Source organism: Sphingomonas sp. NY01 (assembly GCF_038809135.1).
Classification (GTDB): domain Bacteria; phylum Pseudomonadota; class Alphaproteobacteria; order Sphingomonadales; family Sphingomonadaceae; genus Sphingomonas; species Sphingomonas carotinifaciens.
The window spans coordinates 1,520,236-1,541,659 of record NZ_CP101722.1 but is presented as its reverse complement, the minus strand read 5'-3'; the positions used below and the strand labels follow the sequence as shown (position 1 = coordinate 1,541,659).

The window sequence follows — 21,424 nt, the reverse complement described above, 5'->3', positions numbered from 1 at the left end:
TCATGGCAGGCAGCGGCGATGACGACGTCTTCCTCACGCCCGCCCGCCGCCGGCGGCGTGCTGATCGCGCTGGGTGCCATCATCGGCACGGCGATCGGCCTGCCTTTTGGCGAAACCACGCTGGGCTTTCTCGCCGGCCTTGCTCTCGGCATCGCGGCTGCGCTCGTCATCTGGCGGCGCGACCGCCGCCGTTAGGACGGCGCACGCATCTGCCACACCACCCGGCCGATCACCGTCGGTCGGCCGCCCGGCACCGGCGGCGCGGCGGGATTGTCGCTGGTCACGACCAGCGCCCCTGCCTCGGCCCGCGCCCGCTTCACCAGCACGGCGTCGCCGATCCGCAAGACATAGATGCCGCCGCGCGAGCCGGGCACCCGGTCGTCCTCGTTGACCAGCAGATAGTCGCCATCGGCAAGTCCCGGCGCCATCGAGTCGCCCCGCACCCGCACCATCGACGACGCCCCCTCCCGCAGGCCTAGCTGCCGCGCCAGCCGCGCGTCGATCGTCGCGATCCCCAACGCCGGATCATCCTCCACCACCGCGCCCGGCCCCGCGGACACCGCAACGTCGCGCCGCACCACCGTTACCCGCGGCGCTCCCAAGGACGCCGCCCCGCCCAACCGCTCCTCCCCCACCCCGAAAAACTCGGCCAACCGTCGCCGATCCTCCTCATGCAACCGCCGGGGGCTGCCCCGGCCGACAAATTGCTGAAGATAGGCGGCGTTACGGCCCAGCATCCGCGACAGCGCGGCGAGACTGACACCTGCCGCCACCGCCAGCCCGTTCAGCGCCTGTCTGGGATCATCCTGCATGCCCCAATCTAGTCACAGGAAATTTCCTAGACAAGTTGGAAATAGAACAGAACAAGAACGTGGAAGGAGATTCGCGATGGGAGATGTTCATGGGGCTGATGATCAGGATCGACCGGTTCCTGCGGAGTACGGCCATGCCGGAGACGCGGTTCGGGCGACTGGCGGTCAACGATCCGCGGCTGGTCGGCGACCTTCGCCGTGGGCGGCAATTGCGGCGGCGGACGGTCCAGCGGATCGAAGCGTTCCTGGCCGCACGCGATGGCTGAACCGCCAGCGGGCCGGCCGTTCGGAGGGACCGGGCTCCGCCCTGTGCCGTGCTCTCGTCACCGACGCCGCGCGACTTGGCCTGACCCTGTCGGCCCATGTCCGGCACGAGCAGGACTGGTGTTCGGCCACCTTCACCGGCACGCGCCTGACGGTTCAGGTCGACGCGCGGCCGCATCCTGCCTGGACCGGCATTCTCGCCACCTGGCTTGCCGCCTTGCCCGACCGGGACCTGCCCATGGCCCGGCACCTGGTGGCCGACCTGGGCGCGGCGCCGCCCACGGTCATCGACGCCGAGATCACGATCCAGCTTGAGGCGCTGCTGCTCGATCGCCCGCCGACCGGAACATGACGAGCATTTAACTTGATATGCTGTATCATCACGCTACGAGGGCAGCGTTTCGCCTTTTCTGTTGGAGCCCGTCTTGGCAAAAGCCTTGTTCCTGTCCGGTCTGTCCGCCCTCGCCCTGGCCACCCCCGTTCTGGCGCAAACGGCTCCCCCGACCGATCCCGCGCCGGCACGCGATCGCGGCCGGGACATCGTCATCACCGCACCGATCCGCCAGTCGGAGGCGGACGTGCTGTCGGGCACCTCGATCCTCGCCGGCGAGGAACTCAGCCGCGCGATCCGGCCGACGATCGGCGAGACACTTGCCCGCCTGCCCGGCGTCTCGGCCACCTCGTTCGGCCCCAATGCATCGCGCCCGGTGCTGCGTGGCTTCCAGGGCGAGCGCATCCGCGTCCTGTCCGACGGCATCGGCTCCATCGATGCGTCCAACACCAGCGTCGACCATGCGGTCGCGATCAACCCGCTGCTCGCCGACCGGGTCGAGGTGCTGCGCGGCCCCTCTGCGCTGCTGTTCGGATCGTCGGCGGTCGGCGGTGTCGTCAACGTCGTCGACACGCGTATCCCGCGCACCGTCCCGGAAAACGGCTATCGGTTGTCCGGTATCGCCACCTACGGCTCGGCGGCCGACGAACGCTCGATCTCGTCTGCGGCCGACGTCGCGGTCGGCGGCGGCCTGGTGCTGCATGCCGACGGGTCCTATCTGCGCACCGGCAACCTGCGCATTCCGGGTTACGCCCTGTCCCCGGTTCAGCGTGCGCGCGCGCTTGCCTCTGCCGGCCTGCCGGTCGAGGACGATCATGACCACGGCGATGACGATCATGGCCATGATCACGGCGACGAGATCGATTTCGCCGCCAATGCCGGCATCCGCAAGCGGCTGCCCAACACGGCGTCGGAAACGTGGAACGCCGGCGTCGGCGCTTCGCTGATCCGCGATGGTGGCAGCCTGGGCATCTCGTACAGCCATTATGACAGCCTTTACGGCCTGCCCGTCCGCTATGCGGTCGCCCCCGGCCAGGAGCAGGAAAGCCCGCGTATCTCGCTGAAGCAGGACCGTTTCGACCTGCGCGGCGAGATCGAGGCGGGGGGATCGTTCATTGATCGCATCCGCGTCCGCGCCGCGACCGCCGATTACACCCATGCCGAACTCGGGCCGGATGGCGACATCCACACCCGCTTCGACACGCAGGGGATCGAGGGCCGGGCCGAACTGGTGCAGGCGAACCGCGGTGGCTGGCTGGGCGCATCGGGCGTGCAATATTTCCACCGCCGCTTCGACGTCGCGGGCGAGGAAGCCTTTCTCCCGCGCAACGACACGTCGCAGGTCGGCCTGTTCACCCTGCAACAGTTCAACATGGGCCCCTTCCGCGCAGAGGCCGGCGCACGGTACGAGAATACGTCGGTGGAGGCACGGCCCGGCCTTGCCAACACGCGCTTCTTCAACGGCCGGCGGACGTTCGACGCGGTGTCCGGGTCGCTCGGCGCCTCCTACGAGGTTGCGCCCGACATCCGCATCGGCCTGAACGGCTCGCGTACCGAGCGCGCACCGGCCGCCGAGGAGCTTTATGCCAATGGCCCGCACGCCGGCACCCAGGCCTATGAGCTCGGCAACCCCAACTTCCGGCTGGAGAAAAGCTGGGGGCTGGAGGCGACGCTGCACGCCCACCGCGACGCGTGGAGCTTTGACGCGTCGGCCTATTACAACTGGTTCTCCAACTATATTTACGAGAACCAGGTTGCGGCCGCCGCCTGCGCTGCCGCCGCACCGGGCGAGGATATCGACCTGCCCTGCTTCCAGTTCGCACAGGCCGATGCGCGCTATTACGGGCTGGAGGCGCAAGGATCGCTACGCCTGGCAACGGTCGGTGGCTACCGGATCAATGCGGATCTGCTCGGCGACTGGGTGCATGCCCGCGTCGTGAACCAGGGCCCGGTGCCGCGCATTCCGCCGCTGCGCCTGCTCGGCGGGCTTGAGGCGCAGGGCGACACGGCCAGCGCGCGCGTCGAGGTGGAGCACAGCTTCGAACAGGACCGTGTGACAACCTTCGAAACGCCGACCGACGGCTTCACGCTGGTCAACGCCTCGGTCTCGCTTCACCCGTTCGGTGCCGCCAATCCGACGACGCTGATCCTGAGCGGCAACAATCTGTTCGATGTGACCGCCCGACGCCACGCCAGCGTCCTGAAGGATTTCGCGCCGCTGGCCGGACGTGATCTTCGCGCGACGCTCAGCTTCCGGCTGTGATCGCCCGGCATCTGGTGCGTGGGGACGGCTTTTGTCCCTACGGACTGGACAAGCCATACTGTTTCTTCGAAACCGGCCCGGTGAAAAGGAGAGACGCGATGGCCGGCATGGGCAGTTTCGACTGGGCGGACCCGTTCCTGCTCGATGAGCAGTTGAGCGATGACGAACGGATGATCCGCGACACCGCGCACGCCTATGCGCAGGATCGCCTTGCCCCGCGTATCGTCGAGGCTTTCGCCAACGAGCATACCGATCCCGACATCTTTCGCGAGATGGGTGAACTCGGCCTGCTCGGCCCCACCATTCCGGAGGAGTATGGTGGCGTCGGCGCCGGCTATGTCGCCTATGGGCTGGTCGCGCGCGAGGTGGAGCGCATCGACTCCGGCTATCGCTCGATGATGAGCGTGCAGTCCAGCCTCGTCATGTATCCCATCCACGCCTATGGATCGGAGGATCAGAAGCGCCGGTACCTGCCCAAACTGGCGCGCGGCGAGTGGATTGGCTGTTTCGGCCTGACCGAACCCGATGCCGGCTCCGACCCCGGCGGCATGCGCACCACCGCGCGCAAGGTGGACGGCGGCTATCTGCTGTCGGGTGCCAAGACCTGGATCTCCAACAGCCCGATCGCCGACGTCTTCGTCATCTGGGCCAAGTCGGACGCGCATGGCGGCGCCATCCGCGGCTTCGTGTTGGAAAAGGGCATGAAGGGGCTGAGCGCGCCCAAGATCGACAACAAGCTGTCGCTCCGCGCGTCGATCACGGGCATGGTGATGATGGACGATGTCGAGGTTGGCGAGGATGCGCTCCTGCCCGATGTGCAGGGGCTGAAAGGCCCGTTCGGCTGCCTCAACCGCGCGCGCTACGGCATCAGCTGGGGCGCGCTGGGCGCCGCCGAGTTCTGTTTCCACGCCGCGCGCCAATATGGCCTGGATCGCCAGCAATTCGGCACCCCGCTCGCCGGGCGGCAGCTTTACCAGAAGAAGCTGGCGGATATGCAGACCGAGATCGCGCTGGGTCTGCAGGCTTCGCTGCGCGTCGGCCGCCTGATGGACGAAGGCCGGTTCGCGCCCGAGATGGTCTCGATCGTCAAGCGCAACAATGTCGGCAAGGCGCTGGATATCGCCCGCATGGCGCGCGACATGCACGGCGGCAACGGTATTTCCGGCGAGTATCAGGTGATGCGCCACATGATGAACCTGGAAACGGTGAATACCTATGAGGGCGCGCACGACGTCCATGCGCTGATCCTGGGGCGGGCGATCACCGGCATCGCCGCCTTCTGAACACCGCCGCGATGACCGCCACCCCGCTCGCCGGCCTGAAGGTGGTCGAGCTTGCCCGCATCCTCGCCGGCCCCTGGGCGGGGCAGGTCCTCGCCGATCTGGGCGCGGAGGTGGTCAAGGTCGAAAGCCCGGCGGGCGACGACACCCGCCGCTGGGGCCCACCCTTCGTCGCCAATCCGGACGGCACCGAGGATGCCGCCTATTTCCATGCCGCCAACCGCAACAAGCGTTCGGTCGTCGCCGATTTCACCACGCCGCAGGGCCAGGCGATCGTCCGCGACCTAGTCGCCGATGCCGACATCCTGATCGAGAATTTCAAGGTCGGCGGCCTGACGCGCTACGGCCTCGATTATGCCAGCCTGTCCGCGCTCAACCCGCGGCTGGTCTATTGCTCGATCACCGGCTTTGGCCAGGACGGCCCCTATGCCCACCGCGCCGGCTACGACTTCATCGTGCAGGGGATGAGCGGCATCATGGACCTGACCGGCGAGCCGGACGGGGCGCCGCAAAAGATCGGCGTGGCCTTTGCCGACATCATGACCGGCTTGTACGCGGTGATCGCGATCCAGGCGGCACTGCACATGCGCGCGCGCACCGGCCACGGCCAGCATATCGACATGGCGCTGTTCGACACGATGACCGGCGTGCTCGCCAATCAGGCAATGAACTGGTTCGCCAGCGGCGTCTCCCCGACCCGGCTCGGCAATGCCCATCCTAATATCGTGCCCTATGCGGTGTTTCCGGTGCGCGACGGCTGGTTCATCCTGGCCGTTGGCAACGACGCGCAATATCGCCGCTTCTGCACGATCGTCGGTCTCGATCCCGATGACCCGCGCCACGCCACCAACGCGCTGCGCCTTGCCCGCCGCGACACGCTGATCCCGCTGATCGAGGCGGCGACCCGCCGCTTCGACCGCGACGACCTTCTGGCGCGTCTGGAGGCGGCGGGCGTTCCGGCCGGCCCGATCAACAGCGTCGCACAGGCGTTCGCCGATCCCCAGATCCTCGCCCGCGGCCTTGCGATCGATGCGGCGCGGGCAGATGGCGGCACCGTGCCGGGCATACGCACCCCGATCCGTTTCTCGGATGCGTCCCTTGCCGATCCGCTGGCCGCACCGATGCTGGGCAAGGGCGACTGACCCGATTGCATCCGCCCGCATCCGTGGCATACCCTTCTTCTGAAAAGAAAACGGAGGAGAGGTTGTCATGGCCCCCAGCGCTGCCGAATGGGAGGCGCGCCAGCAGCTCGCCGCCTGCTACCGCGTGTTCGACATGCTCGGTTGGTCCGAGATGATCTACAACCACATCACCCTGAAGGTGCCGGACGAGGACGGCGCGTTCCTCATCAACCCCTTCGGCCTGCATTTTTCCGAGGTCACCGCCTCCAGCCTCGTGAAGATCGATATCGACGGCAACAAGCTGGCGGACAGTCTCTATCCCGTGAACCTTGCCGGCTTCACCCAGCACGCCGTCTTCCACCGCCACCTGCCCGATGCGCATTGCATCATGCACACCCACACCACCGCCGGTGCCGCGGTCAGTTCGGTCGAGGGCGGGCTGCGCCCCACCAACTTCTACGCCTGCGGCTTTGCCGGCCAGATCGCCTATCATGATTTCGAAGGCGTCACCGTCCGCTCCGAGGAAGGCGAGCGCCTGATCGCCAATCTCGGCGACAGGCGCGTCATGTTCCTGCGCAACCACGGCATCCTTGTCATGGGCCGCACCCTGCCCGAGGCGTTTCTGAAACACTGGTCGCTCCAGCGCGCCTGCGAGATCCAGATCGCCACCGCCACCATGGGCCGCGCGCTGGAGGTGCCACCGGAGGTCATTGCCGTCCACCAGCGCGACTTGTCCAAGGTCCAGATCCCCGGCGGCCCCGGCAGGGCGGATTTCGCCGCCATGGTTCGCCTCGTCGACCGCATCGACCGGACATGGCGGGATTAGGCGCGATCCGCTAGGACGACGCCGCCATGAGCCGCCTGACCGTCAACAACCAGCCCGTCCAGTATCGCCTCGACCCTGAAACGCCGCTGCTCTGGGCGTTGCGCGACGCATCGAACCTGACAGGCACCAAATATGGCTGCGGCACCGGGCACTGCGGCGCCTGCACCGTGGACGTCGACGGCCGGGCGGTGCGCAGTTGCCAGACGACGATCGGTGCGCTCGAAGGCAGCTTCGTCACCACGATCGAGGGTCTGTCGCGCGATCGCTCGCATCCGCTGCAACTGGCGCTTCTGGCCGACAATGTCGTGCAATGCGGCTTCTGCATTCCCGGCATCGTCATGGCGGCATCGGTCCTGCTGAAGAAGGACGCCGACCCGTCCGAGGCGACGATCCGCGCCACGATCGACAATCTGTGCCGCTGCGGCATCTATCCCCGTCTGGTGGAAAGCATTCAGCGCGCCGCCCGCAATGCGCGGGGCGAGGAGGTCATCGCCGCCGCCCCGCGCCCCGGCACCGACCCCGCCGATGCCGCGCGCACCGTGCCCGCCCTTGTCGCGCCATCCGCCAAGCTGTCGGATCGCTGACCAGGCGATTAAGCTTGCCCTCACCCGGCCTCCATTATCACGATCCCATGATCGGGCCGGCGCGCCCTTGCGCCGGCGATGAAGGATGGCTTGCATGACCAACAGGTGGATCGCCGCGCTGCTCGCCGCCGGAGCGCTGATACCCGGCGCGGCACAGGCGCAGCAGGAGATGCAGAACCGCGGCACGGATCGCGGCTGGCAACGTCGCGGCGACGGCGGCGAGCGGGTGGGTGTCGTCCCCCGCCCGGAAAACCGCCCGCTCTACAATCGGCGCGAGGACTTCCCCGAGAACCGCCCCCAGGCCACCCGCCCCGACCGTCCGGAGGCCCGCCACACCCTCAACTGGGAAAACCGCGACCGTCCCGACCGTGACCGTGGCGACCGCGAGCGCCAACGCCGCGACCGCCAGCGGAATTGGGACCGCGAGCGCGGCTGGGACCGCAGCGACGCCGACTGGCGCGATTTCGGCGGCGACCAGTGGCGCTCGGCCGAGCGGCGCGACTGGGGCAGCCGCTGGAATCGTGGCTGGCGCGAGGATGGCCGCTACGACTGGTCGCGCTGGCGTTCGGCCAATCGCAACCTGTACCGCCTGCCGCGCTATTACTCGCCCTATGGCGGCGCCGGCTATCGTCGCTTCGGGCCGGGCGCGGCGCTCGACCCCATCTTCTTCGGCCAGAACTATTGGCTGTCGGACCCCTTCGTCTATCGCCTGCCGCCGACCTACGCCCCTTATCGCTGGGTGCGCTATTACAACGACGCGCTGCTCGTCGACATCCGCCAGGGCCTGGTGGTCGACATGGTGTACGACATCTTCTGGTAACCGGGGGCCCGCCCGCCCCCTTGCCTTTGTGCCCACGCCGGAGCAATTCCCGTCCCATGTCGATCTTCGCCCGGAAGCCCAAGACCACCTCCAAGCTGCGCGAGGCCGCCGGTACCCACACCGCGCGCGCGCTCGACGCCAATCCCGCAGTCACCCGTGTCGGGGTGGAAACCGCGCAGATCTATTACCATGCCGGCTTCCTCTCGCCGGAACAGTGCGACGGGCTGATCGCGCTGATCGATGCCAACAACCGTCCCTCCACGCTGTTGTCGGATCGACCGGACGTCGGCTTTCGCACCTCGCACAGTTGCGACATGAACCGCTATGATCCCGCGGTGCAACCGATCGACGAGGCGATCGCCCGCCTGCTCGACATCGCGCCCGAACGCGGCGAGACGATGCAGGGCCAGCGCTACGCCCCGGGCCAGCAATTCCGCGCCCATCACGATTATTTCCACGAAAGCGAAAGCTATTGGGAAAAGGTGAAGGTGCATGGCGGCCAGCGCACCTGGACCGCGATGATCTACCTCAACGACGTGGAGGATGGCGGCGCCACCTGGTTCCCCCATGCCGGCATCAAGGTCGCTCCCCGGCGCGGCATGCTGCTCGCCTGGAACAACATGAAGCCCGATGGCAGCCCCAACGAAATCACCCTCCACGAAGGAATGCCCGTCGTGGAGGGTGTGAAGTACATCATCACCAAATGGTTCCGCGAGGGCAACTGGGTCAACTGACCCCGCCCGGCGGCGAACGGGGCTCCCGGTCTAACCGGGACGCCCCCGCCCCTCACGCGATCTGCCGCGCCCTAGGCGCCGCCTGACGCACCTCTTCATCGACATGGTCGGCGAACTTCGCGAAATTGTCGACGAACAGGTCGACCAGCTTCGCCGCCGTCGCGTCATAGGCGGCCTTGTCCGCCCATGTCTCGCGCGGGTCCAGCATCGCAGGGTCGACACCCGTGACCGCCACCGGCACCCGGAAGCCAAAATAGGGATCGGTGCGGAAGGTCGCGTCGTTCAGGCTGCCGTCCAGCGCCGCGTTCAACAGCGCGCGCGTCACCTTGATCGGCATGCGCTGCCCGACGCCGTACTTGCCCCCGGTCCAGCCGGTGTTGACCAGCCAGCAATCGACCTGCCCCTTGGCGATCCGCTCCTTCAGCAGATTGCCGTAGACCGACGGATGGCGCGGCATGAACGGCGCCCCGAAACAGGTGGAGAAGGTCGCGTCGGGCTCGGTCACGCCGATCTCGGTACCCGCGACGCGCGCGGTATAGCCCGACAGGAAATGATACATCGCCTGTTCGGGCGTCAGCTTGGCGATCGGCGGCAGCACACCGTAGGCGTCCGCGGTCAGCATGACGATATTGCGCGGCACGCCGCCCATATTGTCGGCCGAAGCGTTGGGGATGAAGTCGATCGGATAGGCCCCGCGGCTGTTCTCGGCCAGGCTGTTGTCGTCCAGGTCGAGCTGGCGCGTCATCGGGTCCATCACCACATTTTCCAGAACGGTGCCGAACCGCTTGGTGGTGGCGAAGATTTCCGGCTCCGCATCGCGCGACAGGCGGATCATCTTGGCGTAGCAGCCGCCCTCAAAATTGAACACTGCGGTGTCCGACCAGCCATGCTCGTCATCGCCGATCAGCGTGCGCGCCGGGTCCGCCGACAGCGTCGTCTTGCCCGTGCCCGACAGGCCGAAGAACACCGCGGTCGACCCGTCCGCGCCCATGTTCGCCGAACAGTGCATCGGCATCACGCCCGTCGGCGGCAACAGATAGTTGAGGATGCCGAACACCGACTTCTTCATTTCGCCGGCATATTTGGTGCCACCGATCAGGACCAGCTTCTCGGTCATGTTGACCGCGATCACCGTTTCCGAACGGCAGCCATGGCGCGACGGGTCGGCCCGGAAGCTCGGCAGGTCGATGATCGTGTATTCGGCGGCGAAATCGCGCAATTCGCTTTGCGCAGGGCGCACCAGCATCGTGCGGATGAACAGGTTGTGCCACGCCAGCTCGGTCACCACCCGCACGCTGACGCGGTGCTCGGGCTGCGATCCGCCGTACAGGTCCTGGACGAACAGCTCGTCCTTGTCCTCCAGCGCGCTGAAGAAATCCGCCTTCAGCGCCGCGAAGTGCGCCGGCTCCATCGCCGCGTTCGACTTGCCCCACCATACCGTGTCGCGCGTCTCGTCATCCTTGACGATGAACTTGTCCTGCGCGGACCGGCCGGTATGCCGCCCCGTTTCCACCACCAGCGGACCGTCGGCGGACAATTTGCCCTCGCCGCGCGCCACCGCCATCTCGGTCAGCTGCGCCGTCACCCGGTTCCAGTGCAGCGTCGCGCGGGTTTCGATCCCCTGGGCTTCCAGACCGATGTTCGGAATGCGCTCACTCATCACGTTCTCCATAGCCCGGCGTCGATGGACGCCAGCACCTGATTGCCCCGTCGATCAGCGTCATAGCGCGGCTGCGTTTAACACGTCAAACATTCTGTTGAACACGTCAAACAAACGCGCCCGGAATAGCGAGGCGGTTGAGCGGCGGATCGGTTTGGCCTAATCCCGGGGCCAGCCATGCGGATCGAAAGGCACCCTGCACGATGACGGCCACGATCGCGCTCGTCGACGACGACCGGAACATCCTCACCTCGGTGTCGATCGCGCTGCAGGCGGAGGGGTTTCTGACGCGCATCTACGCCGATGGCGAAACCGCGTTGAAGGCGTTGATCGACAATCCCGCCGACCTCGGCATCTTTGACGTGAAGATGCCGCGCATGGACGGCCTGGAACTACTCCGCCGCCTGCGCGAGAAAAGCCAGATCCCGGTCATCTTCCTCACCAGCAAGGATGACGAGCTGGACGAGGCGCTGGGGCTGGCGATGGGTGCGGACGATTATATCGCCAAGCCCTTTTCGCAGCGCCTGCTCATTGCCCGCGTCCGCGCCATCCTGCGCCGCTCCGAAATCACCCAGCCGGGCGCCGCCACCACGGCCGGCGGCGCGGCGGAGGCGCCCACCGGCCCCCTGGTCCGCGGCCGCCTGACCATGGACCCGGCGCGTCACCGCACCACCTGGAACGGCGAGGCGGTGACGCTTACCGTCACCGAATTCCTAATCCTCGAAACGCTGGCGCAGCGGCCGGGCATCGTGCGGACCCGCAACCAGTTGATGGATGCCGCCTATCAGGACGACATCTATGTCGACGATCGCACGATCGACAGCCATATCAAGCGACTGCGCCGCAAGTTCCGGCAGGTCGATCCCGAATTCGACTCCATCGAAACGCTGTATGGCGCCGGCTACCGATTCTCCGAGGAGTGAGACCTCAGACCTTGCGCTGCGCTGGTCGGGGCAGATCTCGCTCACCCGGCGCATCCTGGCGGTCAACATCTTCGCGCTGCTGCTGCTCGCGGGTGGCTTCTTCTATCTCGATTCCTATCGCAGCCGTATCATGGACAGCCGCGTCGCGCAGGCCGGGCGCGAGGCGCGGCTGGTGGCGGAGGCGATCGGCACCGTCGTGCAGGACCAGCGCGACCGGCTGATCCTGCGCCTCGCCGCCGATACCGATACCCGCATCCGCCTCTACGATCCCGCCGGCGCGCTGGTCGCCGACAGCCGGGTGCTGGGCCTGCGCAACGTCGTGCTGCGCGATCCCGACAAGCAGGGCTGGCGCGCCGCCAGCGCGCGCCTGCTCGATGCCGTGATCGATACCGTGGCCGGCGCCGCCCGCGCGCCGCTCTACCGCGAGCAACGCGACGGACGCGGCTGGCCCGACGTGGTCGCGGCGCAGGCGCGCGGCGTGATCGCCACCAGCGTCTGGCGCGCTCCCGATCGCACGCCCGTCATCACCGCCGCGGCGCCGGTTCGCGGCGGCGGCACCGTGATGACCACGATCAACGCGCGCGGCATTACGAAGACGGTGCGCAGCGAACGCTTCCGCCTCAGTGTGGTGCTGGGCGTCGTCACGCTAATTTCGGTGCTGTTGTCGCTGTTCCTCGCCCGCACCATTGTCCGCCCCTTGCGCCGCCTCGCCCGCGCCGCCGTCCGCGTCCGCCTCGGCCGCGCGCGCGAGGTCGTCGTGCCACGCCTGCCCGATCGCCGCGACGAACTCGGCATGCTGGCCCGCGCGCTGTCCGACATGAGCCTGGCGCTCCGCGACCGCATCGACGCGACCGAGGCCTTTGCCGCCGACGTCACCCACGAACTCAAGAACCCCCTTGCCTCGCTCCGCTCCGCCGTCGAAAGCCTCGACCGGATCAAGGACCCGGCGCTTCAGCAACAGCTTCTCGCCATCGTGCGCGACGACGTTCACCGGCTCGACCGCCTCATCACCGATATTTCCGACGCTTCCCGCCTCGATGCGCAGCTCAGCCGCGCCAAGTTCGAGCCCGTCGACATCGTCGCCCTCATCCGCGCTCTGCTCGACCAACGCATTGCCCGCGGGGTGGAACGCGACATCCGCCTGCGCCTCGATGCGGTCGGCCCCGCCGACTGGATCGTCCAGGGCGAGGGCGCGCGGCTGGAGCGTGTGTTCGAGAACCTGATCGAAAACGCCATCTCCTTTTCGCCGAACGGCGGCACCGTCGCGATCGGCATTGCGCCCGACGGCGGCACGCTGGTCGTGCGGGTCGAGGATGAAGGCCCCGGCGTGCCGGAAGAGGCGCGCGAGGCGATTTTCCGCCGCTTCCATTCGGATCGCCCGGAAGGCGAGGAATTCGGCCGGCATTCCGGTCTCGGCCTCGCCATTGCGCGAACGATCGTGGAGGCGCATCAGGGCAGCATAATCGTCGAATCGCGAGAGGACCGGATCAGGGGTGCGCGTTTCGTCGTGCGCATGCCTCTGGCCCCGTCTCGCTGACACGGAGCGCGAACACCCTGGCGATACCATCTTCCGAAACGCTGCACGCCAGTTGCGTCGCGATCGGCGACCATGCGGTGCTGATCGAGGGGCGCTCGGGTGCGGGCAAGTCCGACCTGGCGCTGCGCCTGATCGATCGTGGCGCGCGGCTGGTCAGCGACGATTACACGCTGCTGGTCCGTGACCGCGACCGGCTGCTCGCCCGCGCGCCCGCCACCATCGCCGGCCGGATCGAGGTGCGCGGCCTCGGCATCGTGGCCATGCCCCATGTCGAACATGTGCCGGTCGCGCTGATCGTGCGGCTCGACGAGACACCCGCCCGCCTGCCGGAGCGTCGCACCCGCCGCGTCGCGGGGGTCGCGATCCGCGAACTCGCACTCGATCCCATTCCCGCATCCGCGCCGATCAAGGTCGAACTGGCCCTGGCGCATCCCGAGGCGACACCCGAATGATCCCCAAACGCATCCTGCTCGTGACCGGCATGTCCGGGGCGGGCACCTCCACCGTTCTCAAGACGCTGGAGGATCTGGGCTGGGAAGTCGTCGACAACCTCCCCCTGGACCTGCTCGACGCGCTGCTCGACTCGCCGCCCCCGGCGGGGGCCTCGCCCGAGCTCCGCCCCCTGGCGGTCGGCCTGGGCGTGCGCACCCGCGGCTTTGCGCCAACCGCCTTCATGGAGCGCAGCGAGCAGCTGCACGAGCGATCCGATCTCGCAGTCGAAACGCTCTTTCTGACCTGTGGTTCGGCCGAACTGAAGCGCCGCTATTCGGAAACCCGCCGTCGCCATCCGCTCGCGCTCGACCGCCCTGCGCAGGACGGGATCAGCGAAGAGGGCGCGCTGCTCGGTCCGCTTCGCGAACGCGCCGACCGCCTGGTCGAGACGACCAACATGAACGCGCATGACTTGGGCCAATGGGTGCGCGCCGCCTATCCGGTCGCCGGGCTGAGCGCGCCCGTCCTGTCCGTCACGTCCTTCGGCTTTTCCCGTGGGTTGCCCCGCAATGCCGACCTCGTCTTCGACATGCGCTTCCTCCGCAACCCGCACTGGGTCCCCACCCTGCGCCCCGGCACCGGCCTCGACGCCGACGTCGCCACCTACGTCCAATCCGACCCCGCCTACGAACCCGTCCTCGCCCAGATCGAAGCTCTGCTCATCACCCTCCTCCCCCGCTACCAGGCAGAAGGAAAATCCTACGTCACCATCGCCATCGGCTGTACCGGAGGGAGACACCGCTCCGTCCATGTCGCCGAACGGATCGGCGCACGGTTGCGCGAAGCCGGATTTTCGCCCACGGTGGCTCACCGCGATCTCGGGGCGGTGCCCAAGGACTCGCTGGAAGGGCGCCGCCCGGCGGCCCCTGCTGAAATGCCGTGATGCCCAAGAACAATGCTGGCAAAGATTTGTGATGGATGTACGTGTCTGACATGATCGGTCTGGTTCTTGTGACGCATGGTCGGCTCGCCGATGAGTTTGTGACCGCGATGGTGCACGTCGTCGGCCCGCAGGAACGCGTGGCGACGATCGCCATCGGGCCGGAGGATGACATGGAAACGCGCCGCGCCGACATCGCCGCCGCCATCGGCCAGGTCGATGCCGGCCGCGGCGTCATTGTCCTGACCGACCTGTTCGGCGGCACCCCCTCCAATCTCGCCATCTCGTTGATGGAACGCGGCCGGGTGGAAGTCATCGCGGGGATGAACCTGCCGATGCTGATCCGCCTCGGTTCGGCGCGCAAGTCGATGAAGGTGGTCGACGCGGTCGCCGCCGCGCGGGAGGCGGGGCGGAAATATATCTCCGTCGCCTCCGAAGTGCTGGGCGAGGCCGCGGCATGAGCGGCCTGTCGCGCACGGTGCAGATCACCAACCGGCGTGGCCTTCACGCCCGCGCCAGCGCCAAGTTCGTGACGCTCGCTTCCTCCCAGCCCTGCGAGGTGCAGGTTGCCAAGGATGGCAGCGGAGCGGTCACGGGCACGTCGATCATGGGCCTGATGATGCTGGGCGCGGCGATGGGTGACGAGATCACGATCAGTGCGAACGGACTGGGCGCGGAGGATGCGATCGCGACCCTTGCGGCCCTTGTCGAAGGCAAGTTCGGCGAAGACTGATGCCGCGCGAGATTACCGCTTATTCCAACCCACTGGTGAAGCGCGTCCGCGATCTGCGGGACAAGCGCCACCGTCGTGAGGCACGCCAGTTCCTGGCCGAGGGCCTGCGCATCCTGACCGAAGCCCGCGAGACGGGGCGCCTGCCGCGCCTGCTGTTCTTTGCCCGGCCCAGCGCGCAGCATCCGCTCGTCCGCGACCTCGTTGCCGCCGTCGAGCAGAATGGCGGCGAGGCGATCGAGACCACGCCGGACATTCTGTCCAAGCTTTCCGGCAAGGATAATCCCCAGGCGGTGGTCGGTGTGTTCGACGAGTTCGGCACCACCCTGGATGCGCTGGACCGGACCTCCGCCGGCATCTGGCTGGTCGCGGAACGGCTGCGCGATCCCGGCAATCTCGGCACGATCCTGCGCACGGGCGACGCGGTCGGCGCCGGCGGGCTGATCCTGATCGGCGAATGCGTCGATCCATTCTCGGTCGAGGCGGTTCGCGCCAGCATGGGCGCGCTCTTCACCGTGCCCGTCGTCCAGACGGGCTGGGACTATTTCCTCAACTGGCTGCGGCAGGGGCCTGGGCAACTGGTCGGTCTCAGCCTGGATACTGACCATGATTACCGAGGCGTGCGCTATGCCGCGCCGACCTTCCTGCTGACTGGCAACGAAGCGCACGGAATGCCCGCGGAGTACGCCGCCGCATGCGATACGCTGGTGAAGATCCCGATGCTCGGCAAGGCGGACAGTCTGAACGCCGCAGTGGCGACGGCGGTCATGGCGTATGAGGTACTCGCTCAACAGCGTGGGTAGGACAAGCCGATATCGCATCGGCATCTAGGGTCGAATTCAATCACACGTGGCCGCCCTCACCCTTCGCCGCCTTCGGCGTCTTTTCTCTCTCCCGACGCTGGAGGGAGCGGCGCAGCCGCGGAAGGGTGAGGGTGACCGAAAGGCGATCGGATTCCGCTCTAAGTCTTCGTCATCGAAACGCCCCCCAATTTCAGTCGGCCAGCATCGCTTCCATGGTCCCGGCGGGATCGAGCATGAATTCGCGGTACAGGCGGAAATGTGCCGTCTCCCCCAGCGCGACGGGATCGAGACCGCCGCGCGTCATGGCCAACAGACGGGCATCGGGTAGCGCCATGAGGATGGGCGAATGCGTCGCCATGATCACCTGAGCCTGCCGCCGCTCCTGGATCATGCGCAGCACTTTCAGGAACTCGAACTGACGGCGAGGTGACAGCGCCGACTCGGGCTCGTCGAAGAAGAAGATGCCGGGCCGGCCGCAGCGCTCCGCGAAAAAGCGCAGGAAGCCCTCACCATGCGAATGCGACAGAAAGTCCGGTGGGGCCGCCCATGCCTCGCGCGCAGCCTGGTCGAGATAGCGGGCGACCGAGAAGAAGCTCTCGGCCCGGAAGAACCAGCCCTGCCCGATCTTCGGCAACCAACTCGCCCGCAGCACGCTGGCAAGGAAGTCGCCGTCTCGCTCCACCGCCTGGCTGTGATCCATCGGTCGATAACCGGGGCCTCCGCCGGCGGGATCGAACCCCGCAAGCGCCGCGATACCCTCGATCAGCGTGGATTTGCCGACGCCATTCTCGCCGACGATGATCGTCACCGCCCGGTCGAAATGCAACTCGAATTCGCCGCCACGGAACATCGGCAGGTTGAAGGGATAGCTATGTTCGTCGCTCACCCGGTCGGGGTCGAACCAGACGCGCTTCAGATAGGGCGGCGGCAGCGTCGTGGACCGGCGCCGCGCCACGCTTATTCTGCCGCGTCGGGCAGGACGGCCAGTTTGGTCAGGGGGCGCACGGTCTCTTCGCCGACAGGTAGCGTGTCGATCGCCTTGCCCCCGGTGTCGATATTCAACGCCTCGAACCGCCGCGCGCTGGTCAGCACATTGCTCTCCAGGCTGCCGACGAACGCATTATAGGCGCCCATCGCGGTATCCAGGTTCTTGCCCAGCTTGGCGACATGGCCGCCCATCACCGCAAGCCGCTGGTACAGCTCCTTGCCCAGCGTACCGATCTCCTGCGCCTGCTTGGCCAGCTTCTCCTGCCGCCACACCGCATCGATCGTGCGCGCGATCGCGATCAGGTTGGTCGGCGTCGCCAGCAGCACCCGCTTCTCGAACGCGAAGTCCCACAGGCCCGGATCATGCTCCAGCGCCGCCGACAGGAAATGCTCGCCCGGCACGAACATGACGACATATTCGGGCGCATCGTCGAACTGTGCCCAATAGGCCTTGTTGCCCAGCCCGTTGATGTGGGTGCGCATCGACTGCGCGTGCGCCGCCAGACCGATATGCCGTTCGGCCTCGTCCACCGCTCCGAACGCGTCCTGATAGGCGTTGAGCGATACCTTGGCGTCGATGATCAGCGACTTGCCACCCGGCACGCGCACGATCGCATCGGGGCGCAGGCGTCCGCCCTCTCCGTCCGCCACGCTGACTTCCATCTGGAAATCGGTATGTTCGGACAGTCCACAGCTTTCCAGCACGTTGCGCAACTGCTGCTCGCCCCAGCGTCCGCGTGCCTTGGGCGCGTTGCGCAGCGCGTTGACCAGCTTGGCCGCCTCGCCCGACACACGCTCCTGCCCGATCCGCATCGCGTCGATCTGCCCGCGCAACTCGCTAAAGGCGTCGCGGCGTTCCAGTTCGACCTTGGCGACGCCTTCCTCATAGCGTTGCAGCCGTTCGGTCACCGGTTGCAGCAGTGCCTTCAGCGACTGCCCCGACGCTTCTTCCGACTGCCGGAACCGTGCCTCGGCCCGCTCCAGGAACTGCCGCTGCGCCGTCTCCAGCGCCTTCGCCGCCGTATCCCCGAACTGCACCCCGATCTGCTCGCGCGCCGCCTTCAACTGCTCCAACGCCACCGCATGCGCCGCCTCACGCTCATCCGCCCGCGCCCGAAGCTCGGCCAGCATCGCATTCGCCTCATTGCGCTCGGCATGAGCGGTGGCGAGCGCCGTGCGCAGGGGCTCCAGTTCGGCAGCACGGCCTCGCAATTCGGCCAGATTCTGCATCGCTTCGTTCCGCTCGCGCTCCACCGCATCGCGCGCGGTACGCACAAGGTCGAAATCGGCGGCACGCGCCTGCGCGGTTGCCAGATCCGCCGCCAGGCGTTGTGCGGCACGGCTGGCGACGAGCCAGCCGATGAGCAGGCCGAGCCCCAGGGCGAGGCAGGCGACGATGATCAGTTCGGGCATCGGCGCGCCCCCGGCTCGATAATCAACGGCAACATGCGCGGGAACATAGATCGAACGGGGAGGGTCCGACAACGGTTAAATGCGCACCCGCCCCGCAGTACTGGGCGAAAGGCTCAGCCGCGACGAAGCTTGGCCAGCTTCTTCATCAGCATGTCGCGCTTCAGGCGGCTGACATGATCGGTGAACAGCACCCCGTTCAGATGATCGATCTCATGCTGCATGCAGGTCGACAGCAATCCGTCCAACTCCTGCTCGTGCGAGGCACCATTTTCGTCCTGCCAACGGACGCGGCAGCGAACCGGGCGCTTCACCTCGGCATATTGCTCCGGGATCGACAGACAGCCTTCGTTGTAGCTCGAAACCTCGTCGGACACCGACAGGATTTCGGGGTTGATATAGGCGGCCGGCTTGCGGACCGGCTTGCCCTCCTCATCCTCTTCGTCCTGCAGGTCGATGACCAGGATGCGCTTGTCGACGCCCACCTGGATCGCCGCCAGCCCGATGCCGCGCGCGTCATACATCGTGTCGTACATGTCTGCGACGAAGGCGCGCACATCGTCGTCTATCGTCTCAACAGGCTTGGAGACGAGGCGCAGGCGCGGATCGGGAACTTCGACGATGGGAAGAATAGCCATGGCTGTCAGCTAGGCAACGTCCCCCACGCCGTCAAGCGACCGGCCGCCGCGCGCGCAGGGCCTGCGCCAGGGTGCCCTCGTCCAGATAGTCGAGCTCGCCGCCGACGGGCAGGCCATGCGCCAACTGGGTGATACGGACGGGAAAACGCTCGATCCGCTCGGCGATGTAATGCGCCGTGGTCTGCCCCTCCAGCGTGGCATTCATCGCCAGCACGACCTCGTCGACGCCCCCCGCCTCGACCCGGCGGACGAGATGGTCGATCGACAGATCCTCCGGCCGCACACCCTCCAGTGCGGACAGGCGCCCGCCCAGCACATGAAACCGTCCCGGAAACAGCCGCGAGCGTTCCAGCGCCCAAAGATCGGCGACTTCCTCGACCACGCACAATGCCCGGTCGTCCCGCCGGCCATCGGCACAGATCGCGCACGGATTGGCGGTATCGATGTTGCCACAGGTGGCGCACGTCACCAGCCGATCCTCCACGGCCGCAAGCGCGCTCAAAAGCGGCTCAAGCGCGGCTTCCCGCTTTTTCAGCAGGTGGAGGACGGCGCGGCGGGCGGAGCGGGGGCCGAGGCCGGGGAGGCGGGCGAGCGCCTGGGTCAGCGCCTCGATCTCTGGGGATGCCATGGAGAACAGATAGGGGGTTGCGCGCCGCGCCGCCAGCGGGGAGACGGGCAGACATGCGGATCGTCTTCATGGGAACGCCGGGCTTTGCGGTGCCGGTGCTGGATGCGGTGGTGGCGGCAGGCCACGATGTGGTGGCGAGCTACAGCCAGCCGGCGCGCCCGGGCGGACGGCGCGGGCGGCAACTGGTGCCCTCCCCGGTTCAGGCGCGAGCCGAGGAACTCGGCATTCCCGTACGCACACCCGTGTCGCTGAAGGGCGCGCACGAACAGGCTGCGTTCACCGATCTGCGCGCCGATGTCGCGGTGGTCGCGGCCTATGGGTTGATCCTGCCACGGGCCATACTCAGTGCCCCGGTGCATGGCTGCCTGAACGTGCACGGATCGCTGTTGCCACGATGGCGTGGCGCAGCGCCGATCCAGCGCGCCATCTTGGCGGGTGATACGGAAACCGGCGTCGGCATCATGCAGATGGAGGCCGGCCTGGATACGGGCCCGGTCCGGCTGGAAGGACGGACCCCGGTCGACGGCAAGACGACGGGCATGTTGACGCAGGAACTGGCAGCCCTGGGCGCCGCCCTCATGACGCAGGTGCTGGGCGATCTCGACGGCTACCCGCCGGTGCCACAGCAGCAAGACGGCGTGACCTACGCCGCCAAGATCGAAAAGGCGGAGACGCGCATCGACTTCGAGCGCCACGCGATCGAGGTCGAGCGGCTGGTGCGCGCGATGAACCCGGCGCCGGGCGCATGGTGCGAGATTGCCGGCGAGCGGGTGAAGATCCTGGCGGCGGAGCTGTTGCCCTTCAGCTTCTACGGGGCGGGCGAGACGGTGGACGACCAGTTGACGATCGCGTGCGGCGACGGGGCGATCCGCCCGACGCTGGTGCAGCGCGCCGGCAAGAGCGTGACCAGCACCGCAGAGATGCTGCGCGGCTTCCCCGTCCCCTCGGGAACCCGGCTTTGACGCGCTTTGCCTTGCTGGTGGAATATGACGGCCGCCCCTTCATGGGATGGCAGCGGCAGGCACATGGGCCAAGCGTGCAGCAGGCGCTGGAAGAGGCCGTGTTCGCGATCACCGGTGAAACGGCGGCGGTGCACGCATCGGGCCGCACCGACGCGGGCGTGCACGCGCTGGGCATGCGCGCCCATGTCGACATCGCCAAGCCGATCACCCCGTTCCGCCTGATGGAAGCCCTGAACGCGCGCGTGCGGCCGGCGCCGGTCGCGGTCCTGACGTGCGAGGTGGTGGCGGACGACTGGCATGCACGCTTTTCGTGCATCGGCCGCTCGTACGAATATCGCATCGTCAACCGCCGCGCGACACTCACCCATGAAAAGGGACTGGCGTGGCAGGTCGCCCATCCGCTGGACACGGATGCGATGGCGGCCGGCGCGGCGCAGCTGCTGGGCCGGCACGACTTCACCACCTTTCGATCGGCGCACTGCCAGGCGGACAGCCCGGTGCGGACGCTGGACCGACTGGAGGTGGCCCGCATCGGCGACCGGGTAACGGTGCGGGCGGCGGCGCGGTCTTTCCTGCATCATCAGGTCCGGTCGATGGTCGGATGCCTGGTGCATGTCGGCATGGGACGGTGGACGCCCGACGATGTCGGCGCCGCCCTCGCCGCGCAGGATCGCCAGCGGTTGGCGCTCAACGCGCCGCCGGACGGCCTGTTCTTCGTCTCGGCGGCGTATCCGTAACC

Annotated in this window: 24 protein-coding genes; 18 read left to right on the top strand and 6 right to left on the bottom strand. The window is 67.4% G+C overall.

Annotated features, from left to right (window positions below; all coding sequences use genetic code 11):
• Positions 1-18: 18 nt before the first annotated feature.
• Positions 19-195 (top strand): hypothetical protein, encoded by a 177-nt coding sequence (locus NPJ82_RS07640; protein WP_162843993.1) that lies wholly within the window; start codon positions 19-21, stop codon positions 193-195.
• Here the strand turns inward: NPJ82_RS07640 and NPJ82_RS07635 are convergent.
• On the bottom strand, positions 192-812 hold the full coding sequence (locus NPJ82_RS07635) for a S24 family peptidase (protein WP_342658888.1): 621 nt from the start codon (positions 810-812) through the stop codon (positions 192-194). The two genes, NPJ82_RS07640 and NPJ82_RS07635, sit on opposite strands and share 4 nt — an antisense overlap.
• Positions 813-901: 89 nt before the next feature.
• Between NPJ82_RS07635 and NPJ82_RS07630 the strand changes: the two genes are divergently transcribed.
• The 8 genes from NPJ82_RS07630 (at position 902) to NPJ82_RS07595 (ending at position 9,035) form a co-directional block, all read left to right on the top strand.
• Positions 902-1,078 carry a hypothetical protein gene (locus tag NPJ82_RS07630; RefSeq protein WP_162843994.1) on the top strand — a complete coding sequence of 59 codons (177 nt, stop codon included), beginning with the start codon at positions 902-904 and terminating at the stop codon, positions 1,076-1,078.
• Positions 1,079-1,501: 423 nt separating this feature from the next.
• Positions 1,502-3,670, top strand: coding sequence for a TonB-dependent receptor (locus NPJ82_RS07625; RefSeq protein ID WP_342658887.1), 2,169 nt, complete (start codon positions 1,502-1,504; stop codon positions 3,668-3,670).
• A 98-nt stretch (positions 3,671-3,768) separates the two neighbouring features.
• Positions 3,769-4,953, top strand: coding sequence for an acyl-CoA dehydrogenase (locus NPJ82_RS07620; RefSeq protein ID WP_342658886.1), 1,185 nt, complete (start codon positions 3,769-3,771; stop codon positions 4,951-4,953).
• 11 nt (positions 4,954-4,964) lie between these two features.
• The gene (locus NPJ82_RS07615; RefSeq protein ID WP_342658885.1) at positions 4,965-6,092 is read left to right on the top strand and encodes a CaiB/BaiF CoA-transferase family protein; all 1,128 of its coding nucleotides are present in this window, start codon (positions 4,965-4,967) and stop codon (positions 6,090-6,092) included.
• 67 nt (positions 6,093-6,159) lie between these two features.
• A complete protein-coding gene (locus NPJ82_RS07610; protein ID WP_342658884.1) occupies positions 6,160-6,897 on the top strand; it encodes a class II aldolase/adducin family protein in 738 nt (245 codons plus the stop codon).
• Positions 6,898-6,923: 26 nt separating this feature from the next.
• Complete coding sequence (locus NPJ82_RS07605) at positions 6,924-7,481, top strand: (2Fe-2S)-binding protein (RefSeq protein WP_342658883.1); 558 nt, start codon at positions 6,924-6,926, stop codon at positions 7,479-7,481.
• A gap of 94 nt (positions 7,482-7,575) precedes the next feature.
• Positions 7,576-8,301 carry an RcnB family protein gene (locus NPJ82_RS07600; RefSeq protein ID WP_112382374.1) on the top strand — a complete coding sequence of 242 codons (726 nt, stop codon included), beginning with the start codon at positions 7,576-7,578 and terminating at the stop codon, positions 8,299-8,301.
• Between the two features lie 56 nt (positions 8,302-8,357).
• Entirely contained in the window at positions 8,358-9,035 is a 678-nt protein-coding gene (locus NPJ82_RS07595) for a 2OG-Fe(II) oxygenase (protein WP_112382375.1), read from the top strand.
• 52 nt (positions 9,036-9,087) lie between these two features.
• Here the strand turns inward: NPJ82_RS07595 and NPJ82_RS07590 are convergent, their stop codons facing one another.
• Positions 9,088-10,695: a phosphoenolpyruvate carboxykinase gene (locus NPJ82_RS07590; protein WP_342658882.1), complete on the bottom strand. Its 1,608-nt coding sequence runs from the start codon at positions 10,693-10,695 to the stop codon at positions 9,088-9,090.
• A gap of 203 nt (positions 10,696-10,898) precedes the next feature.
• Between NPJ82_RS07590 and NPJ82_RS07585 the strand changes: the two genes are divergently transcribed.
• From NPJ82_RS07585 to NPJ82_RS07555, 7 genes are read left to right on the top strand one after another with little or no spacing between them, the layout of a single operon-like run.
• Positions 10,899-11,618, top strand: a complete 720-nt coding sequence (locus NPJ82_RS07585) for a response regulator transcription factor (RefSeq protein WP_342658881.1) — start codon at positions 10,899-10,901, stop codon at positions 11,616-11,618.
• The gene (locus tag NPJ82_RS07580; protein ID WP_342658880.1) at positions 11,587-13,155 is read left to right on the top strand and encodes a stimulus-sensing domain-containing protein; all 1,569 of its coding nucleotides are present in this window, start codon (positions 11,587-11,589) and stop codon (positions 13,153-13,155) included. The genes NPJ82_RS07585 and NPJ82_RS07580 overlap by 32 nt, the downstream gene beginning before the upstream one ends.
• A 17-nt stretch (positions 13,156-13,172) precedes the next feature.
• Complete coding sequence (locus tag NPJ82_RS07575) at positions 13,173-13,607, top strand: HPr kinase/phosphatase C-terminal domain-containing protein (RefSeq protein WP_112382378.1); 435 nt, start codon at positions 13,173-13,175, stop codon at positions 13,605-13,607.
• Positions 13,604-14,530 carry an RNase adapter RapZ gene (gene rapZ / locus NPJ82_RS07570; protein WP_112382379.1) on the top strand — a complete coding sequence of 309 codons (927 nt, stop codon included), beginning with the start codon at positions 13,604-13,606 and terminating at the stop codon, positions 14,528-14,530. The genes NPJ82_RS07575 and rapZ overlap by 4 nt, the downstream gene beginning before the upstream one ends.
• A gap of 50 nt (positions 14,531-14,580) precedes the next feature.
• Complete coding sequence (locus NPJ82_RS07565) at positions 14,581-14,988, top strand: PTS sugar transporter subunit IIA (RefSeq protein WP_112382380.1); 408 nt, start codon at positions 14,581-14,583, stop codon at positions 14,986-14,988.
• Positions 14,985-15,260: an HPr family phosphocarrier protein gene (locus tag NPJ82_RS07560; RefSeq protein ID WP_149681582.1), complete on the top strand. Its 276-nt coding sequence runs from the start codon at positions 14,985-14,987 to the stop codon at positions 15,258-15,260. The genes NPJ82_RS07565 and NPJ82_RS07560 overlap by 4 nt, the downstream gene beginning before the upstream one ends.
• Positions 15,260-16,060 (top strand): RNA methyltransferase, encoded by an 801-nt coding sequence (locus NPJ82_RS07555; protein ID WP_342658879.1) that lies wholly within the window; start codon positions 15,260-15,262, stop codon positions 16,058-16,060. The genes NPJ82_RS07560 and NPJ82_RS07555 overlap by 1 nt, the downstream gene beginning before the upstream one ends.
• A gap of 190 nt (positions 16,061-16,250) precedes the next feature.
• Here NPJ82_RS07555 and NPJ82_RS07550 read toward each other — a convergent pair whose 3' ends face one another.
• From NPJ82_RS07550 to recR, 4 genes are all read right to left on the bottom strand, one after another.
• Positions 16,251-17,015, bottom strand: coding sequence for an AAA family ATPase (locus NPJ82_RS07550; protein ID WP_342658878.1), 765 nt, complete (start codon positions 17,013-17,015; stop codon positions 16,251-16,253).
• Between the two features lie 2 nt (positions 17,016-17,017).
• The gene (gene rmuC / locus NPJ82_RS07545; RefSeq protein WP_342658877.1) at positions 17,018-18,460 is read right to left on the bottom strand and encodes a DNA recombination protein RmuC; all 1,443 of its coding nucleotides are present in this window, start codon (positions 18,458-18,460) and stop codon (positions 17,018-17,020) included.
• Between the two features lie 113 nt (positions 18,461-18,573).
• Positions 18,574-19,095 (bottom strand): peptide deformylase, encoded by a 522-nt coding sequence (gene def / locus NPJ82_RS07540; protein WP_112382385.1) that lies wholly within the window; start codon positions 19,093-19,095, stop codon positions 18,574-18,576.
• 31 nt (positions 19,096-19,126) lie between these two features.
• Entirely contained in the window at positions 19,127-19,723 is a 597-nt protein-coding gene (recR, locus tag NPJ82_RS07535) for a recombination mediator RecR (protein ID WP_342658876.1), read from the bottom strand.
• Positions 19,724-19,776: 53 nt separating this feature from the next.
• Between recR and fmt the strand changes: the two genes are divergently transcribed.
• Positions 19,777-20,685 carry a methionyl-tRNA formyltransferase gene (fmt, locus tag NPJ82_RS07530; RefSeq protein ID WP_342658875.1) on the top strand — a complete coding sequence of 303 codons (909 nt, stop codon included), beginning with the start codon at positions 19,777-19,779 and terminating at the stop codon, positions 20,683-20,685.
• Entirely contained in the window at positions 20,682-21,422 is a 741-nt protein-coding gene (gene truA, locus NPJ82_RS07525; RefSeq protein WP_342658874.1) for a tRNA pseudouridine(38-40) synthase TruA, read from the top strand. Before fmt ends, truA begins: the two co-directional genes overlap by 4 nt.
• Positions 21,423-21,424 lie beyond the last annotated feature (2 nt).